The sequence below is a fragment of the Rhizobium sp. YAF28 genome, assembly GCF_052113285.1.
In the GTDB taxonomy this organism is placed as follows: domain Bacteria; phylum Pseudomonadota; class Alphaproteobacteria; order Rhizobiales; family Rhizobiaceae; genus Rhizobium.
This window is the reverse complement of sequence record NZ_JBFRCX010000002.1, coordinates 102098-117329: the sequence shown is the minus strand read 5'-3', so window position 1 is coordinate 117329 and position 15232 is coordinate 102098. Positions and strand designations below refer to the sequence as shown.

At 59.8% G+C, this 15232-nt stretch carries 16 protein-coding genes and 2 tRNA genes; 9 read left to right on the top strand and 9 right to left on the bottom strand.

Annotation, left to right across the window (positions count from 1 at the left end; genetic code table 11):
* Window positions 1-67 precede the first annotated feature (67 nt).
* Window positions 68-781, bottom strand: coding sequence for a class I SAM-dependent methyltransferase (locus AB4Z13_RS04825; protein WP_113323122.1), 714 nt, complete (start codon window positions 779-781; stop codon window positions 68-70).
* Between the two features lie 699 nt (window positions 782-1480).
* Here AB4Z13_RS04825 and AB4Z13_RS04820 point away from each other — a divergent pair.
* Window positions 1481-1864, top strand: coding sequence for a hypothetical protein (locus AB4Z13_RS04820; RefSeq protein ID WP_439014292.1), 384 nt, complete (start codon window positions 1481-1483; stop codon window positions 1862-1864).
* Here AB4Z13_RS04820 and AB4Z13_RS04815 read toward each other — a convergent pair.
* Window positions 1848-1924, bottom strand: a tRNA-Pro gene (locus tag AB4Z13_RS04815). The genes AB4Z13_RS04820 and AB4Z13_RS04815 overlap by 17 nt on opposite strands.
* A gap of 261 nt (window positions 1925-2185) precedes the next feature.
* Between AB4Z13_RS04815 and AB4Z13_RS04810 the strand changes: the two genes are divergently transcribed.
* Entirely contained in the window at window positions 2186-2596 is a 411-nt protein-coding gene (locus AB4Z13_RS04810) for a hypothetical protein (RefSeq protein WP_439014291.1), read from the top strand.
* 95 nt (window positions 2597-2691) lie between these two features.
* Here AB4Z13_RS04810 and AB4Z13_RS04805 read toward each other — a convergent pair whose 3' ends face one another.
* The 3 genes from AB4Z13_RS04805 to AB4Z13_RS04795 form a co-directional block, all read right to left on the bottom strand.
* On the bottom strand, window positions 2692-6087 hold the full coding sequence (locus tag AB4Z13_RS04805; protein WP_439014290.1) for an acyl-[ACP]--phospholipid O-acyltransferase: 3396 nt from the start codon (window positions 6085-6087) through the stop codon (window positions 2692-2694).
* Window positions 6088-6180: 93 nt separating this feature from the next.
* Window positions 6181-6462: a YiaA/YiaB family inner membrane protein gene (locus AB4Z13_RS04800; protein ID WP_008529123.1), complete on the bottom strand. Its 282-nt coding sequence runs from the start codon at window positions 6460-6462 to the stop codon at window positions 6181-6183.
* A 34-nt stretch (window positions 6463-6496) separates the two neighbouring features.
* Complete coding sequence (locus tag AB4Z13_RS04795; RefSeq protein ID WP_439014289.1) at window positions 6497-7183, bottom strand: PspA/IM30 family protein; 687 nt, start codon at window positions 7181-7183, stop codon at window positions 6497-6499.
* A gap of 111 nt (window positions 7184-7294) precedes the next feature.
* On the opposite strand from AB4Z13_RS04795, the gene AB4Z13_RS04790 reads away from it, so the two are divergent.
* Complete coding sequence (locus tag AB4Z13_RS04790) at window positions 7295-7897, top strand: TetR/AcrR family transcriptional regulator (RefSeq protein ID WP_439014288.1); 603 nt, start codon at window positions 7295-7297, stop codon at window positions 7895-7897.
* A gap of 19 nt (window positions 7898-7916) precedes the next feature.
* Here AB4Z13_RS04790 and AB4Z13_RS04785 read toward each other — a convergent pair.
* A tRNA-Gln gene (locus tag AB4Z13_RS04785) sits at window positions 7917-7991 on the bottom strand.
* A 158-nt stretch (window positions 7992-8149) separates the two neighbouring features.
* On the opposite strand from AB4Z13_RS04785, the gene AB4Z13_RS04780 reads away from it, so the two are divergent.
* Genes AB4Z13_RS04780 through AB4Z13_RS04770 form a run of 3 tightly spaced genes read left to right on the top strand, consistent with a single transcriptional unit; the run spans window position 8150 to window position 9821 of the window.
* Entirely contained in the window at window positions 8150-8446 is a 297-nt protein-coding gene (locus tag AB4Z13_RS04780; RefSeq protein ID WP_037105544.1) for a cupin domain-containing protein, read from the top strand.
* Window positions 8447-8448: 2 nt separating this feature from the next.
* Window positions 8449-9363, top strand: coding sequence for an MBL fold metallo-hydrolase (locus AB4Z13_RS04775; protein ID WP_439014287.1), 915 nt, complete (start codon window positions 8449-8451; stop codon window positions 9361-9363).
* A 2-nt stretch (window positions 9364-9365) separates the two neighbouring features.
* Window positions 9366-9821, top strand: a complete 456-nt coding sequence (locus tag AB4Z13_RS04770; protein ID WP_439014286.1) for a thiol-disulfide oxidoreductase DCC family protein — start codon at window positions 9366-9368, stop codon at window positions 9819-9821.
* A gap of 156 nt (window positions 9822-9977) precedes the next feature.
* On the opposite strand, the gene AB4Z13_RS04765 is transcribed toward AB4Z13_RS04770, so the two are convergent.
* Window positions 9978-10883 carry a DUF1499 domain-containing protein gene (locus AB4Z13_RS04765; RefSeq protein ID WP_439014285.1) on the bottom strand — a complete coding sequence of 302 codons (906 nt, stop codon included), beginning with the start codon at window positions 10881-10883 and terminating at the stop codon, window positions 9978-9980.
* Between the two features lie 226 nt (window positions 10884-11109).
* Here AB4Z13_RS04765 and AB4Z13_RS04760 point away from each other — a divergent pair, with 226 nt between their 5' ends.
* On the top strand, window positions 11110-11499 hold the full coding sequence (locus AB4Z13_RS04760) for a hypothetical protein (protein WP_113323114.1): 390 nt from the start codon (window positions 11110-11112) through the stop codon (window positions 11497-11499).
* Window positions 11500-11605: 106 nt separating this feature from the next.
* On the opposite strand, the gene AB4Z13_RS04755 is transcribed toward AB4Z13_RS04760, so the two are convergent.
* Window positions 11606-11851 (bottom strand): hypothetical protein, encoded by a 246-nt coding sequence (locus AB4Z13_RS04755; protein WP_025669523.1) that lies wholly within the window; start codon window positions 11849-11851, stop codon window positions 11606-11608.
* Window positions 11852-11960: 109 nt separating this feature from the next.
* Here AB4Z13_RS04755 and AB4Z13_RS04750 point away from each other — a divergent pair, with 109 nt between their 5' ends.
* Window positions 11961-12158: a hypothetical protein gene (locus AB4Z13_RS04750; protein ID WP_439014284.1), complete on the top strand. Its 198-nt coding sequence runs from the start codon at window positions 11961-11963 to the stop codon at window positions 12156-12158.
* A 73-nt stretch (window positions 12159-12231) separates the two neighbouring features.
* Window positions 12232-12507 carry a hypothetical protein gene (locus AB4Z13_RS04745; RefSeq protein WP_037105558.1) on the top strand — a complete coding sequence of 92 codons (276 nt, stop codon included), beginning with the start codon at window positions 12232-12234 and terminating at the stop codon, window positions 12505-12507.
* Here the strand turns inward: AB4Z13_RS04745 and ppdK are convergent.
* A complete protein-coding gene (gene ppdK, locus AB4Z13_RS04740; RefSeq protein WP_113323112.1) occupies window positions 12501-15167 on the bottom strand; it encodes a pyruvate, phosphate dikinase in 2667 nt (888 codons plus the stop codon). The genes AB4Z13_RS04745 and ppdK overlap by 7 nt on opposite strands.
* Window positions 15168-15232 lie beyond the last annotated feature (65 nt).

Genomic DNA, 15232 nt, shown 5'->3' with positions numbered 1-15232 from the left:
TTCAGACCGTCGGCTATTGGGATCGCGCCGGAAGGACGATTGAGGCGGCGGGCTTCGACCCGCTCTATCAATCAGCTTTGCAAAGTGCTCCCGCCATATAGACCATATTCCTCGTGGCAAACTTCGGAGCGATTCTCAGGAGTTTTTGGCGAATTTGGTACTTTAGCCATCCCTTTGCCCGTCCAGCCAAGTACTGTTCGTATTGAATGTCGTGGGCAAAAACCATTAGACGCTCGACCTTAAGGCCACACGTCTTCAGCAAGTTCTCGAAGGAGCCTGGCGTATAAAAGTTGATATGGCCGTAGGGGCCGGATTCTCGGATAGACTTCGAAAGATCGTTGGTAAGTTCAAGCGGCACCTCGACATAGAGGTTTCGACTGACACGTTTGGCCTCCCGCAGAAACATCCGTTCATGCTCGACATGTTCGAGAACGTGGATTGCCAGACCCAAGTCGAATGTCTTGTCTGGATGTGGGATTGAATAGCCGTCGAATTGGTCGACTGCTGCCAGAGCTTCGATCTGGCGTGCCCGTATGGCCTCTATACCTGATCGAGATAGCTCCACTGCCGCGAAACGATTGGCAAAGCCATTGTCCGCAAGTTCCGAAAGAACCGCGCCCTCGCCTGCGCCGATATCGATGATTGATTGGAAGCTCTGATCTGCTGCAACTTGCTTGATGTGTCCAACGGACTGCTTCGCGGCGATTGCGCGTTTCTCAGCGACTTCGCCGTCAGTATAATAGTCCGAATACATTTCGATTATTTCAGCGCTGCTGATCATCCCCGTTCCTCCCCAAGGGGATTATGCGCACCCAACACGCATTAGCAAGTTAGAATTTTCTAAATACACACCAAAGTTGCGTCGACTATCGCGCAAGCGATCGTCATTTCTTGATACGCGGGGCAGATCCGTGCCGGCAAAGGGGTGGCGTTCGGGTTGCCTATTCCCGCCAGAGCATCCTGTGGATGGCAACCCAGAGCGAAAAAGTACCTTGGGCGATATCGTAATACTCAGCGGCTTCCTTGCGACCAAAGAGGCGTGGCTCAGTAGTCATCTAAAATCTCTCATCAAAACACGTTGAGGCTTTTGCCGCCGGCGCGAACGCCGAAAGCATATTTTCCCATGTCTCCTCAGTGTGGTGATGTGCGAGTTGGTGACCCGGTGTTAGAAGTTATTGAAGCGAAATGGAGCGGTCAAGTGTTCGTGATGGCTCTCGCATCCGTCTAAGGGAGCGACATTTTGCGTTCAGGCGCTTTGCCACGGGAAGGTGACCATGATGAGCAGATTTCGGACACTGATAATAGGCGTTGCGTTGATCTGGCTGACCACTCTAGCCTCAGCGTGCACGACGCACCAAACTTCAAATCGTGCCGATTTCCAGTATCAGCCCAGGACTTCCGTGAATCCCGCATGTAGCCAGGGCTTCAGGCCGACCAACGCGCTGTCCTGCAGCTATTGAAGATGGAGCGGTCAAGCCGGGTGGCGAAGTCGAACGCCGGGGCCGTTGCCGTTCAAGTCGATGAAGACAATGCCGGCAGCTTCGAGGGCGGACTGGGCGATGATGCGAAAGGCATTGTCAGGCATACGCTGCGACACACGGCGGCCATCTGGCTAATGCAAGCCGCGGCCGATAAGTGGGAAGCTTCCGGCTACTTAGGCATGACCCTTAGACGCTCGAGAAAACCTACGGCCATCAGCATCCCGATCATCAAGCAAATATCGGTGCAGCATTCACCACTGGCCGCGCAGGAAGAAGAAGTGACCATTCATTGCCGCAATCGTTGCCGCGAATTTTCATGCAGCAAAGCCGGAAAAGAAAAAAGCCCGCAGAAGCGGGCTTTTCGGCTGGTCGGAGTGGAGTGATTCGAACACTCGACCCCCACGTCCCGAACGTGGTGCGCTACCAGACTGCGCTACACTCCGTGACCAGCGGCGCCTCTATAGACCGGCCTATCATGTTGCGCAAGCGCCAAAATTCAAAAAGTCGTCTGAATTTTTGACAGGCTAATGACAGCACCTTCCGGCCGGCCATGCAGCAAAAAGCCACACCTCCGGCAAATTGTTCACAAGCGCCGAACAGGCAATTTTCTTTTGCCGGGTTACGCGCTAAAGGGCTTGGCGGGACAGGCGAAACCGCCGTGAAGGCGGCTTCGCAGCCACTGGCTAGATATCAGGGACGACACGATGAAATTCCGCACCATGACCGGGGCCGCCGCGCTTGCGATTGCGCTTGCCGGATGCACCACGATACCCACTCCCGGCGATCCGATCGAAGCACGCTGGGTCGGCCAGTCGGCCGGCAAGTTCTTTGCCGCCTACGGCCCGCCGCTCAGCGACCGCGACGAAGGCTCGTCGACGATCTACAGCTGGAAGGGCGGATACAAGACGGTGCGCGTTCCCGCGAAATATGCCGAAGGCGCCGATGGCAAGCGCGGCAAGCAGATTGCGAGCGCCCGCACGCTCTACCTGCGCTGCCAGGCCGAAATCACCACCAATTCCGACTACACGATCCGCGACATCCGTACCGTGAACGATATTCCGGGCGTGAACGGCCCTTCCTATTGCGCAGAACTCCTGGCGCCGGAACAGAAGTAACGCGGTCTGTCAGAGATACAGATACAGGCGGCCATAAGCCGCCTGTTTCATTTTCAGAGATCATCGCTGGGCCGTTCAACCGGCGAAGACTGGCTTTATGCCGCCTGCTCCGGCTGCGCCGCGGTTTCGGCCATTTTGCGCGCCGTCACAAAATCCACCTTGCCCGATCCGAGCACCGGCACCGCGCCGATGTTAACCTCGGCCGGCACCATCATATCCATGGCACCCTTCGATTTGGCGAAAGCGAGGAACTCGGCGCGGGTGGCAGTCGGCGCATCGGTCAAAAGAACCAGCCGCTCGCCCTTCTTTGCGTCCGGGATCGAGGAGACGACCGAAAGTGCGCCCGGCCATAATTCCGCAGCAAGGGTCTCGACGGCAGCAAGCGATATCATCTCGCCGCCGATCTTTGCAAAGCGCTTGGCGCGGCCACGGATCTTGACGAAACCGTCCTCATCAATGGTGACGATGTCGCCAGTATCGTGCCAGCCATCGACGAGCGGTTCGAGCACACCGGGATTTTCGGCGCGCAGATAACCAGCCATGACATTGGCGCCGCGAACGACGAGCCGGCCGCCCTCATCGATGCCAGGGACCGGTTCGAGCTTCCATTCCATGCCCGGCAGGATTTTGCCGACCGTGCCCGACTTGTTGTACATCGGCGTGTTGATCGAAATGACCGGCGCGGTCTCGGTGACGCCGTAACCTTCGAGAATGCGCAGGCCGAATTTCTCCATATAGGTGGTGCGGGTCGAGGCCTTCACCGGCTCGGCGCCGGAGAAAATATAGCGGATAGAGCGGAAATCATAAGGGTGCGCTGTCCGGCTGTAGCCGTTGAGGAAGGTGTCGGTGCCGAAGATGATCGTGGCGTTCGAGACATAGATCAGTTCCGGCACGATGCGATAATGCAGCGGCGAAGGATAGAAATAGACCGGCACGCCCGAGATCAGCGGCAGAACAGTGCCGGCCGTCAGGCCGAAGGAATGGAAGACGGGCAGGATGTTGAACACCTTGTCGCCGCTATGAAAATCGATGCGAGCGGCGGCCTGGGCGGCGTTCGACAGGATGTTGCGATGGGTCAGCACCACGCCCTTGGGCGTGCCCTCCGAACCAGAGGTGAAAAGGATGACGGCCGGATCATCCGGCTGGCGTTTCACCAGCGGCCTTGCCTTGTGCAGATAGCCTCTGATCTTGCTGACCAGACCAATTTCGGCACGCAGATCATCAAGCCAGACGATCTTCACCTGCTTTTCCATCTCCTCGATGACAGGGCCGAGCTTGGCCTGCGTTACGAAGGCGCGGGATGTGAGGACATGCTTCACCTCCGCCGCCTTACACGCGGACAGGATATTGGCCGCACCGGCGGTGAAATTCAGCATGGCCGGCACCTTGCCTGCCGTCATTACACCGAGAAGGGTGGCCGCGGCACCATTGGCGTTCGGCAACATGACGCCGAGATTGCGTTCCGGGAATAGGGTGCGGAACTTCGCGCCGAGCACGGCAGCACCCGTCAGCAGCTTGCCGTAGGTGAGCTTGCCGGTGACCGGATCCTCGACGGCGAGCTTGCTCATGCCGAATTCGTGGCTTGCCTCAATGATGCGATCAAGGACGGTCGAGGACGTATCGGCGGTCCTGAACATCAGGTTCGACATGACCTGATAGAGGGCAGCGCCCGCCGCCGTGCGGCGCCTGCGACCCTTGAGTTCAGGCGGGACTTCCAGCTTCACCGGTTCGAGAATGGTGACCTTGACCTTGGGAAACAGCCGGCGGCGGATCTTGCCGTTATCAAGATAGGAGAGATAGCTCTTCTCCAGGCCGTCGATCCGCACAGGCACGACCATCGATCCCGTCTTGTCCGCGACCATGGCGGCACCGTCATAGACCTTCATCAGCGTGCCGGTCACCGTCAGGCGTCCCTCGGGAAAGATGCCGATCGGGCTGCCGTCCTGTACCACCTTGATCAGCGAACGCGTCGCCATCGGCTTGGTCGGATCGAGCGGCAGGAATTTGCACATCTTCAGGAAAGGTCTGACCCACCACGCCTGGGCGATCTTGTAGTCGACCGCAAAGACCGGTTCCTCCTCGGTGATGGCGAGTGCCAGCGCGCCATCGAGCAGGCTGACGTGATTGAGCGCGATGATCGGTGCGCGACCTGCCTTCTTGATATTTTCGAGCCCTTCGACCTCCAGCCGCATGAAGGCGCGGAAGAGGATCGATACGAAATCGCGGAAGGGATTGGTCGGCAGCGTCTTCAGCATCAGCCAGGCAACGGCGAAATTGATGATGCCGAGGCCGATCAGGATCTCAGGAATGGAGGCGCCCAGGGCCTGGACGGCGGCAACGACACCGAGGCCGACCGTGATGAAGAGAGCCGACAGGACATTGGCAGCGCCGATAACGCGGGCGCGGTGGTCTTCATGCGCCCAGGTCTGCAATGCAGCGAATGTCGGTACGGCAATGAAGGCGCCTGAGATCGCCATCCCGGCGAGATCGATTGCGACGCGAATGGTGTTCTGGCCCGCGAAGAAGGTGAGGATGGTCGTCGCATGGCTGGTCGATTGCAGACCCCAAAGGTTCCAGGCGAGATCGAGGCTGAAGATGGCAAGTAGGGCCGTGCCGATCGGCGCCGGCAACAACACGATGCGACCCGACGACATCCAGGCAGCGATTGCCGAACCGATCGCGACGGCGACGGCAAAGACCGTCAGATAGGCCGGCACGACGATTTCCGAACCACCAAGCAACTCGGTGACCATGGTCGGCAGGATGGACAGGACGAAGGCGCCAACCAGCCAGAACCAGCAATTCATCAGCGCCGAACGCCAGAGGCGCTTGTCGCTGCGGATTTCCATGACGAGATTGTAGCTGGAGCGGATGACGTTGGTGTCGATCTTGAGATCGGGAGCCTTGGAGCCGGTTGCCGGGATCATCCGGCTGACAAGCCAGCAGATCACCGAAAGCCCTATCATCATCGTGCCGAAGACGAGGACATTGTCGCCGCCGGAAAAGGCGAACGCGGCAACGATCGTGCCGGCAAGGATAGCAATGAAGGTGCCGCCTTCGATCCAGGCATTGGCCTTCGGCAGGTCGCGGCGCTCCAGATGGTCGGGCAGGATGCCATATTTGATCGGTCCGAAAAGCGCAGAGACGACGCCAAAGCCAAACAGCGCCGCCATCAGTATCCAGATGGACGAGAATGCAAGACCGACGACGGCAAGAGCGGCGACCGCGATCTCGCATCGTTTCAGAAGTTCGGCGATCCGTGCCTTGTCGTGCTTGTCGGCGAGTTCGCCGCCGATGGCCGAAAGCAGCAGAAACGGTATGATGAGGATGACGCCGGCGAGCGTGACGAGTGCCGCGCCTTCATTGGCCGACATCTGGAACAGGATCAGGAACACAAGGGTGTTCTTGAGAAAGTTGTCATTGAAGGCGGTCAGGAATTGCGTCCAGAACAACGGCGCGAATTTCCTCGAAGTCATCAGGCTGCGTTGCATGGGCTGGCTCCTTGTGCGATCCACAGACAAGGCCATAGAGTTGTTACGCAAAAGTTGAGCGCGATAACAACTCTATGGTGTAGTTAAAGAAGATCAATCTTCACCGTTACGATTGAACTTGACGAGCAGCTTCTCCGTGCGAGCGTCTTCGACCTTGCGGATCAGCTTTTCGGATTCGGCATTGTCGCGCAGTGTCTTGGTGATATTCACCGTCGTCTGGACCAGCATCAGAATGCCCATCGCCAGATAGCCTTTGCCCCAGAGATCGAGCGGCATCATATAGAGGCCGAGAGCCAGCATGAAGGCTGCTGCACCGAAAGAGATGTAGGAGAAGCTGACCCAGCTGGCGGAATGTTTCTGGAAACTATCGTTCATTGTCGTGATTCCCTCAGGTTTGATGATGTGAAGTTTAAGCGGCGGGGTTGATGCGGCTGCGCAGGCGAGCGAGCACGTCATCGGCGGAGGAGCGCAGCGGCGCGCCGCATCCGGCATTGGCAAGCTTCTCGATGATGCCGGCGGGAGCAGTTGATGTCTCCATCGCCTTCAGGGCCGAGGCCGTCATCTCATTCTGGTTCTGGCGGATGCGAAGGCGCGCAAGGGTCTCCTCCGCATCGTCAAGCGTCGCAAGACCTGGACCGGCCACGGTGACATCGAGCTTCTGCGCCTCTTCGGTGGCGCGGGCCAGGCGCTCGCCACGCTGGAGTTCCTGCAGCCGCGTTTCTGAGACGCGGACAATTCCCTTCAGTTTGTCGATTGCAGTGGTGAACTGGGCCTGGGCCTTTTCGGATTGATCGCGCTCGGCTTCAAGATAGGCGATCGCTTCGGCGGCCTGCCGGGCCAGTCCTTCATTACCCTTGGCAAGTGCAGCGGAGGCGCGGGTTTCGAGATCGTCGATCCGGGAGATGATCGTTGCGTGCTGGATCCGCTCCTGCTCGTTTTGGGCAATGGCGATCGCCACACTGCGACGGGCCGACTGGATCGATTGTGCGGCATCGCGAATCTGCTGGGCGAGCAGAGGCACGGCATTGCGGTCCGCGAGGGCCTGTTCGGCATCGTGAGCCCTGCCCCGCAGCAAAGTCGAAATCAGTTTGAACATTTCCTTCCTCCGGTTTATGAACGTTGTTCAAGAGTTGGGTTATGGCAGAATCGTGAACGGTGTTCAAGAATAATTTTGAACACCGTTCACAAAATCGAAGCGAGATAGTTAATGGCCGGCAAAAGAGAAGAAAAACGCGAGGATCTGAAGGCACGGCTGATCGATGCGGCGCGAAATCGGATTGCCCAGGAAGGGCTCACCAATCTCAGGGCGCGCGACATCACGCAGGATGCCGGGTGTGCGCTCGGTGGGCTCTATACGGTCTTCGCCGATCTCTCCGAACTCGTCATCCACGTGAACTCCACAACGCTAAAGGCGCTCGAGGCAAGGCTGACACTACCCGAAACCAGGGACAGGACGCCGACAGACCGGCTGCGTAAGCTGGCGCAGGGATATTTAAGTTTCGCGGTCGAAAACCGAAATCTCTGGAAGGCGCTGTTCGACCACCTTCCGCCTGAAACCAGCCCGACGCCGCAATGGCATCTCGACGAGCATCTCTTCCTGATGGACGTGATCGCCGACCCGCTTGCCGAACTGCAACCCGATATGCCGGCCGAAGACAGGGCCATCCGCGCCCGCACCCTGTTCGGCGCCGTTCACGGCGTCGTCAGCATCAGTCTCGAAGGCCGCTTCGTCGGCCTGCCCCCCGAGCGTCTTGCGCGCGAGGTAGATGAGCTTGTGCTGACTATTGCCGCAGGGGCAGCGAACAGGTGAACGGGTTGTCCGAGAGATGTGGCTGGGGCGCCTGGATTCGAACCAGGGGATGGCGGTACCAAAAACCGCTGCCTTACCGCTTGGCTACGCCCCACCAGAGCTGAAGCGAATGCCGCTTCGCCAAAACGTGGCCTGATTAGCAAAGGACTGTCTGCGCCACAATCACTAAGTTCACTGCGACGTCATATTTGTATGCGCTGTGACGTCGGCATGGTAGGACTTCAAGCATCGACACAGCCAATGGAGATACCGTTGAGCCAATATCGCGCCCGTCCGCCGGCGCTTGCGACGCTGATCCTCGATGATGCCGTCGTGCGCATCACGCAGTGGGATTTCGAGCCGGGTGCCGATACCGGCGTTCATACACATGGGTTCGGCTACGTGGTCGTGCCGATGACCGACTGCCAGTTCCTGATCGAGGATGCCGAGGGAAGCCGGCGGGTGGATATCGCCAAGGGCGCTGCCTATCGCCGCGAGGCCGGCACCGAGCACAATGTCGTCAATGCGGGCGACCAGCCCATGTCCTTCATCGAGATCGAATATAAATAGACATGTCCGGCGCGAACTTCGATCTTTTCTTCGATCCGGCTTACGGCCGGGCGGTTCCGGTCACAGCTGACATCCAGCGCCTGACGGCGAATAATCCGAGCCCTTTCACCTTCCGCGGCACGAACAGCTATATCGTCGGCGGCACATCGGTTGCCGTTATCGATCCGGGGCCGGAGGATGAGGTGCATTTCGAAGCGTTGATGGCAGCACTTTCCGGCCGGCAGGTGACGCATATTTTCGTCAGCCACACCCATCGGGACCACTCGCCGCTCGCAAAACGGCTGAAGGAAAAAACGGGAGCGCTGACGGTCGGCGAAGGACCCCACCGTCCGTCGCGGCCGCTGCGCGAGGGCGAGATCAACCCCTTTGCGGAAAGTTCCGATATGGATTTCGTGCCCGACATCGCCATCGGCGACAGAGAGACGATTTCGGGCGATGGCTGGGCGCTGACGGGGGTGCTGACGCCCGGCCACACTGCCAATCATGCGGCCTTCGCGCTTGAGGGCAGTGGCATCCTGTTTTCGGCCGACCATGTGATGGCCTGGGCAACGACGATCGTGGCCCCGCCGGATGGCTCCATGGCCGACTATATGGCCTCGCTCGACAAGCTGATCGCCCGTGAGGACAGCCTGCTGCTGCCCGGCCACGGAGGGCCGGTGACGTCGCCTGCGCCTTTCCTGCGCGCGCTGAAGACGCATCGGCGCCTGCGGGAGCGCTCTATCATCGAGCGCATCCGGGCGGGGGACAGCACCATCCCTAGGATGGTCGAGGTGATATACCGCGATACCGATAAGCGGCTGCATGGTGCGGCAGCCCTTTCGGTGCTGGCACATATCGAGGACCTGATGGAGCGCGGCGAGGTAACAGCCGACAGGCCGCCTTCCCTCGTTGCGCATTATCGATTGGCAGGAGGCTGAGGATGGCGGCGCATTCGGATTACAGCTATCGCGGCGACCCTTCCGTACCCGCTTTCGCGGACGACAGGCCGCTGATCCTCTTCGATGGCGAATGTGTCTTCTGCTCCGGCTGGGTGCAGTTCCTGCTGAAGCGGGATAGGGAAAAACGCTACCGCTTCATCGTGGCCCAGACACCGCTCGGCGAAGCGCTCTACCGGCATTACGGGCTGGAGACGCGGGACTACGAGACCAACCTACTGCTCGACAGGGGTCGCGCCTATTACAAATCCGATGCCACGATCCGTATGCTGGAGGGGCTCGGCATGCCTTGGGCTCTGGCAGGAATGTTGCGGATCGTGCCGCGGCGAATTGCGGATGTCGCCTATGGCTTAGTTGCGCGGAACAGGCTGAGGATAGCGGGGCGGCGGGAGAGTTGCATGGTGCCGACGGCTGAGGTGCGGGAGCGGTTTCTGGGGTAGATTTGGCGGTTACGGCTCTTCGTATTTTATCGGATAGTTTTGCGATAAGGGCGTTTTACTGTGCCTCACCGTATCCCGGCCCTGCGCATGGCTCCGGGCGTTCGGTCTTGCAATCGATTCACTGGATCGATTGCTGCTGCTCCGCAGCACCAGACCTCACCCACCCGCAATACCCAGAAGTTCTGAATCGAGGGCACCAAGATATTGCTCGGCCTCTTCGGCGCTGAAGCCGAGGTCGTGCTGGCCATAGCGGGAGGCAACGCGCACGTCGACGAAGGTGGTTTCGGCCTCTTCGCGCAGACGGATGATGAAGTCGAAACGCAGACCGAGGATGAAGGTACGCGTCGTGCCCTGCAGGATCACGCCATTGGCGCCGCGGATCAGCTTCGCCACATCGTCCTCATAGGGGCGCGGCGTCGGCACGGGGATGATATCGGGCGAATCGGCGACACCGCTTTCGGGCTGCGCCGGAACGGGCCTATTTTCCAGTTCGCGGCCGGGCGTCGTGTCGCCTTCGCTTTTGGTGATGGTGATGCCGTTTTGCTTGGCGACCTTCTTGACGGCTTCGAGAACACGGTCGAGCGCGCCGTCGTAGCGGCGGCCCGTGAGTTCCGGATAGGCGACAAGCTGCCTTTCGCGGTCGGCGGATGTGAGGACGGGATCACGCGGCAGCCAGATCTGGTCTGCCTGCGGCGTCGACAGCCAGTCGGGTGCGGTGGCCGTATCCGTGGTCACGTCATAGATTGCCGGCAGAGTGAAATAGCGCTCCGCTGCAAAGGCACCGATGCCGAGCGGAAAGGCAGCGTAAATGAGTGCCGCCAGCGCATTCAACCCGCCTTCGGCACCGGTCATCCAAAGGCTGCGAAGGCCGATAGCAGCCAACAGGGTCGCGAGAATCGCGCAGCCGACGGAAACGAGCAGCACCAGAATGAGATAGGGTGTCGCCAGCCCACCGAAGCGGTGGGCGATCAGCACCGCCACCGAAAGCACAAGCGCAAACGCCCCGAAGTGCCGCGAAAAGCGGGCAGCGCTGGAAACGGGACGATCGAAACGGATGGCCATCAAACTTACCAGTTGGTCGGCAGCGATGCATCGAATGCACCTACTGCCAACGACTTTTCTAGTGCAAGATTCGTTTAAATTGAAACTCTTGTCTGAGCATTGCCGAAGCAATCCACTTCAAAGGCCAAATCAAAGAGCATACGATCTCCATAAGCTATTGCTGATATGCCGTAAAAAGGCCATTCTACCGGAGTCTCATGCACTTCCCACGAAACAGGAGAGACAGATGATCTCATCCGAGACGATGGAAAGGCCGCGAGCTTCCTCGCTTGGCGGCATCGACCGCGCCGAGCCGCTGTTGCCACTGGAACTGCTCGAACTCGAACTTTCGCTGGAAGGCTACGCCGATGGCGAAGCCGGCTTCTGCGAGGTGGTGCGCAAGGCGGCTACCGAAAGCCGTGGCGAATTTCTCTTCGACCTGCCGGCAGCGGGGCTCGTGGAGGATTGCCGGCGAATCGCGGTTCTGCGCATCCCAACATCGGACAAGAAGATGCGGGTGGTTCTGGCTCTGCTCGACCAGAACGGCACGGAAATCCGCATGCAGGCGCCCGATGAGGATACCGAACATCTGGTGCGTTTCGCCGATGCCTTCATCGAGGTTCTCGAGCGGATCTGAATTCTAAAGCGCGCCGCGGTCGCTAGGATTCGCTCGCCACGCCTTAGCTCTTTGTTTTGCGCATGTCGTTGTCGCAAAACCGCCGCACACTTTTGCGCGACATGCTTTAATCGCGGCCTGCTGCAGCTTCCGCCAACGAGCGGAAAGGAAATTTGCGGCCGCATTCGCATTTCAGCATGAATGTTTCCTGATGGACCGACGAGCGCTGCACGAAGAAGCCGCGTGGCAGCTGATCCACCTTGAAGTCGGGATTCTTGCGCTTGGCGTCGTCGATCTCGGAGGCTTCGGCAAAACCGCTATTGCCACATTGCGGACAGGTGAGTTTCTTCGAGAATCGATCGCGGATCGCCATGGTGCTCTTTCCAGTGCTGCTGTCTTTGCTCTTACATAGGAACGCATGGCAACGAAAGTGGAACCAAGCATGCATCCTGCCGTTCCTTCCTCAGTGAAGGAGGCGAATCATGCCGAAAAGAGATCCGATTCAGACGCCCGGCGCAAAGGCGCCGCTTGGCCCGCAACCGACCCCTGATATTCCTGACCGCATTCAGGAAAAACCGCCGCTGGCGCCGGCACAGGACCCGAGCGACACGAAGAAGCCGGAAGGCCGGCCGCTTGACCCGGCGCTGCTGCCGATTGGCGATCCAGCGGGCGCGGCTTGATATCACAGTCAGGTTGACGGCGCCTGGCAGATGGATTTTCTTGGTCGGACATTCATGCTCAAGGAATAGACCGATGCGCCCATATGTTCTGCCGCTTCTTGCCGTTCTGGCCGCCGGGCTTGCCGCCTGCCAGACCCTGACGCCCGAGGAGCGCCGGGCACGTGACGAACAGACCTGCCTCGGCTACGGCTTCAAGCGCGGAACGGACGGCTTTGCCAACTGCCTGCAGCGCATCGATCTCGACCGCCGCGCCCAGGCCCGCTACGACAGCGACTGGGTTATGGCCGACATGGCCTATAATCTGAACGGTCCCTACGTTTATCCGCGCTACTATCGCTACCGTCACTGAGCGCCTGAAATCACCGCCTGCGCGGCTGCAAGCCGCGCAATCGGCACGCGAAAGGGCGAGCAGGAGACGTAGTCGAGGCCGATCGTTTCACAAAAATGGATAGAGGCGGGATCGCCGCCATGTTCACCGCAAATGCCGAGCTTCATGTCGTTTCGCGTGCGCCGGCCGCGCTCGGCAGCGATACGGATCAGCTCCCCTACTCCATCGAAATCCAAGGATATGAAGGGATCATGCTCGATGATGCCTTTGCGCTGGTAGGTCGGAATGAAGGCCGAGGCATCGTCGCGCGAAATGCCGAAGGTGGTCTGCGTCAGGTCGTTAGTGCCGAAGGAAAAGAATTCGGCTGCCTCGGCAATGACATGGGCGCGCAAAGCGGCACGCGGCAGCTCGATCATCGTGCCAACCAGATAGTCGATGCGCATCCTGGCTTCCGACATGACATCCAGTGCCACGGCATCGATCTTCGCCTTCACGTAATCGAGCTCCGAGCGCAGACCGACGAGCGGCACCATGATTTCGGGAACGACGGCCGCCCCCGTTTCCTGCGCTGCGGCAATCGCAGCCTCGAAGATGGCACGCGCCTGCATCTCGACGATTTCAGGATAGGAGATGGCAAGGCGGCAGCCGCGATGGCCAAGCATGGGATTGAATTCGTGCAGTGCGTCGACACGCTGGCGCAGGGCCGAAGGCTCCATGCCCATGGCATAGGCGACCTCGGCGATCTCCTCATCACTCTTCGGCAGGAATTCGTGCAGCGGCGGATCGAGCAGACGGATCGTTACCGGCAGGCCGTGCATGACGGTGAAGAGGCCGGTGAAATCACCCCGCTGCATGGGAAGGAGCTTGTCGAGCGCGCTGCGTCTGCCCTTCTCGTCTTCCGCCAGGATCATCTCGCGCATGACATGGATGCGCTCGCCCTCGAAGAACATATGCTCGGTGCGGCAAAGCCCAATGCCTTCGGCACCGAAGGAGCGGGCGGCACGGGCATCGGCCGGCGTGTCGGCGTTGGTGCGCACGGTCATGCGGCGGGCGCGGTCTGCCCAACCCATGATGCGGCCGAAATCGCCCGACAGTTCCGGCTGGATCATCGGCACTTCACCCTTCAGCACCTGACCGGCGGAACCGTCGATGGTGATGATATCGCCCCTCTTCAGCGTCACACCAATGCCTATCAACCGTTCATTGCGGGCGTCGATACGCATGGTGCCGGCGCCGACGACGCAGGGGATGCCCATGCCGCGAGCAACGACGGCGGCGTGGCTGGTCATGCCGCCGCGCGTGGTGAGAATACCTTCTGCGGCATGCATGCCGTGAATGTCTTCCGGGCTCGTCTCGACGCGCAGCAGGATCACTTTGCGACCTTCCGACTCTGCCTCAACGGCCTCTTCCGACGTGAAGACAATCTCGCCGGTGGCCGCCCCCGGCGAGGCCGGCAAGCCGGAGCCGATCACCTGGCGGGTGACGCGCGGATCGATGGTCGGATGCAGGAGCTGGTCGAGTGACGATGGCTCGATGCGCAGGACGGCTTCGTCCTCGGTGATGACACCTTCGTCCACCATGTCGACGGCGATCTTCATGGCTGCCCGTGTCGAGCGCTTGCCGGAGCGTGTCTGCAGCATCCAGAGCTTGCCGCGCTCGATTGTGAATTCGATGTCCTGCATATCGCGGTAATGAGCTTCGAGCTCGTTGCAGATGCGGCCGAACTCGGCAAAGGCTTCCGGCATCAGCTTTTCCATCGAGGGCTTTTCGGAACCTGAGGCTATACGCCCCTCCTCGGTGATGCTCTGCGGCGTGCGGATACCGGCGACGACGTCTTCACCCTGTGCATTAACGAGGAACTCGCCGTAAAGCAGCTTCTGCCCAGTCGAGGGATTGCGCGTGAAAGCGACACCCGTGGCAGACGCATTGCCGAGATTGCCGAAAACCATCGCCTGGATGTTGACCGCCGTGCCCCAGGCTTCCGGAATATTGTGAAGCTGGCGGTATGTAACGGCGCGTGCGCTCATCCAGCTGGAAAACACCGCGCCGACAGCGCCCCAGAGTTGTATCGCGGGATCCTGCGGGAAAGCCTCATCCAGCTCTTCCTCGATCAGCGCCTTGTAGAGCGAAACGACATGCTGCCATTCGGAAGCGTTGAGTTCGGTATCGAACTCGTGGCCGAGGCGCCCCTTCTCATCCTCGAGGATTTCCTCGAAAAGGTCATTGCCGAGCCCCATGACGACATCGGCATACATCTGGATGAAGCGGCGATAGCTGTCCCAGGCGAAGCGCGCATCGCCGGCATCATGGCCGAGCGCCTGCACCGTCTCATCATTCAGGCCGAGGTTGAGCACCGTATCCATCATGCCCGGCATGGAAACACGGGCGCCTGAGCGAACGGAGAGCAAAAGAGGCTGGTTGCCCGCACCGAAACGGCGGCCGGTGATCTCCTCGATACCCGCAATGCCCGCGAGCACCTGCTCCTTCAGTGCCCGATCAATCTTGCGGCCGTTCTTGTAATAGGTGCTGCAGGCTTCGCTGACGATGGTGAGGCCAGGAGGAACCGGGAGGCCGAGGCTGCACATTTCGGCAAGATTGGCGCCCTTGCCGCCAAGGATCTCCTTGTCTCGCGCCCGGCCTTCAGCCTGCCCGTTGCCGAACGTATAGACCCACTTGGTCATCTTCCCCCCAACACCATTTCGGAGACCAGCTTAATCCCTTGGTGTTGAAATGAAAATCGACAAAT

Coding starts and splice junctions, on each gene's coding strand:
- AB4Z13_RS04825 (WP_113323122.1), bottom strand. CDS start 781: ATGATCAGCAGCGCTGAAATAATCGAAATGTATTCGGACTATTATACT.
- AB4Z13_RS04810 (WP_439014291.1), top strand. CDS start 2,186: ATGAAATTCCGCACCATGACCGGGGCCGCCGCGCTTGCGATTGCGCTT.
- AB4Z13_RS04805 (WP_439014290.1), bottom strand. CDS start 6,087: ATGCAACGCAGCCTGATGACTTCGAGGAAATTCGCGCCGTTGTTCTGG.
- AB4Z13_RS04800 (WP_008529123.1), bottom strand. CDS start 6,462: ATGAACGATAGTTTCCAGAAACATTCCGCCAGCTGGGTCAGCTTCTCC.
- AB4Z13_RS04795 (WP_439014289.1), bottom strand. CDS start 7,183: ATGTTCAAACTGATTTCGACTTTGCTGCGGGGCAGGGCTCACGATGCC.
- AB4Z13_RS04790 (WP_439014288.1), top strand. CDS start 7,295: ATGGCCGGCAAAAGAGAAGAAAAACGCGAGGATCTGAAGGCACGGCTG.
- AB4Z13_RS04775 (WP_439014287.1), top strand. CDS start 8,449: ATGTCCGGCGCGAACTTCGATCTTTTCTTCGATCCGGCTTACGGCCGG.
- AB4Z13_RS04770 (WP_439014286.1), top strand. CDS start 9,366: ATGGCGGCGCATTCGGATTACAGCTATCGCGGCGACCCTTCCGTACCC.
- AB4Z13_RS04765 (WP_439014285.1), bottom strand. CDS start 10,883: ATGGCCATCCGTTTCGATCGTCCCGTTTCCAGCGCTGCCCGCTTTTCG.
- AB4Z13_RS04760 (WP_113323114.1), top strand. CDS start 11,110: ATGATCTCATCCGAGACGATGGAAAGGCCGCGAGCTTCCTCGCTTGGC.
- AB4Z13_RS04755 (WP_025669523.1), bottom strand. CDS start 11,851: ATGGCGATCCGCGATCGATTCTCGAAGAAACTCACCTGTCCGCAATGT.
- AB4Z13_RS04750 (WP_439014284.1), top strand. CDS start 11,961: ATGCCGAAAAGAGATCCGATTCAGACGCCCGGCGCAAAGGCGCCGCTT.
- AB4Z13_RS04745 (WP_037105558.1), top strand. CDS start 12,232: ATGCGCCCATATGTTCTGCCGCTTCTTGCCGTTCTGGCCGCCGGGCTT.
- ppdK (WP_113323112.1), bottom strand. CDS start 15,167: ATGACCAAGTGGGTCTATACGTTCGGCAACGGGCAGGCTGAAGGCCGG.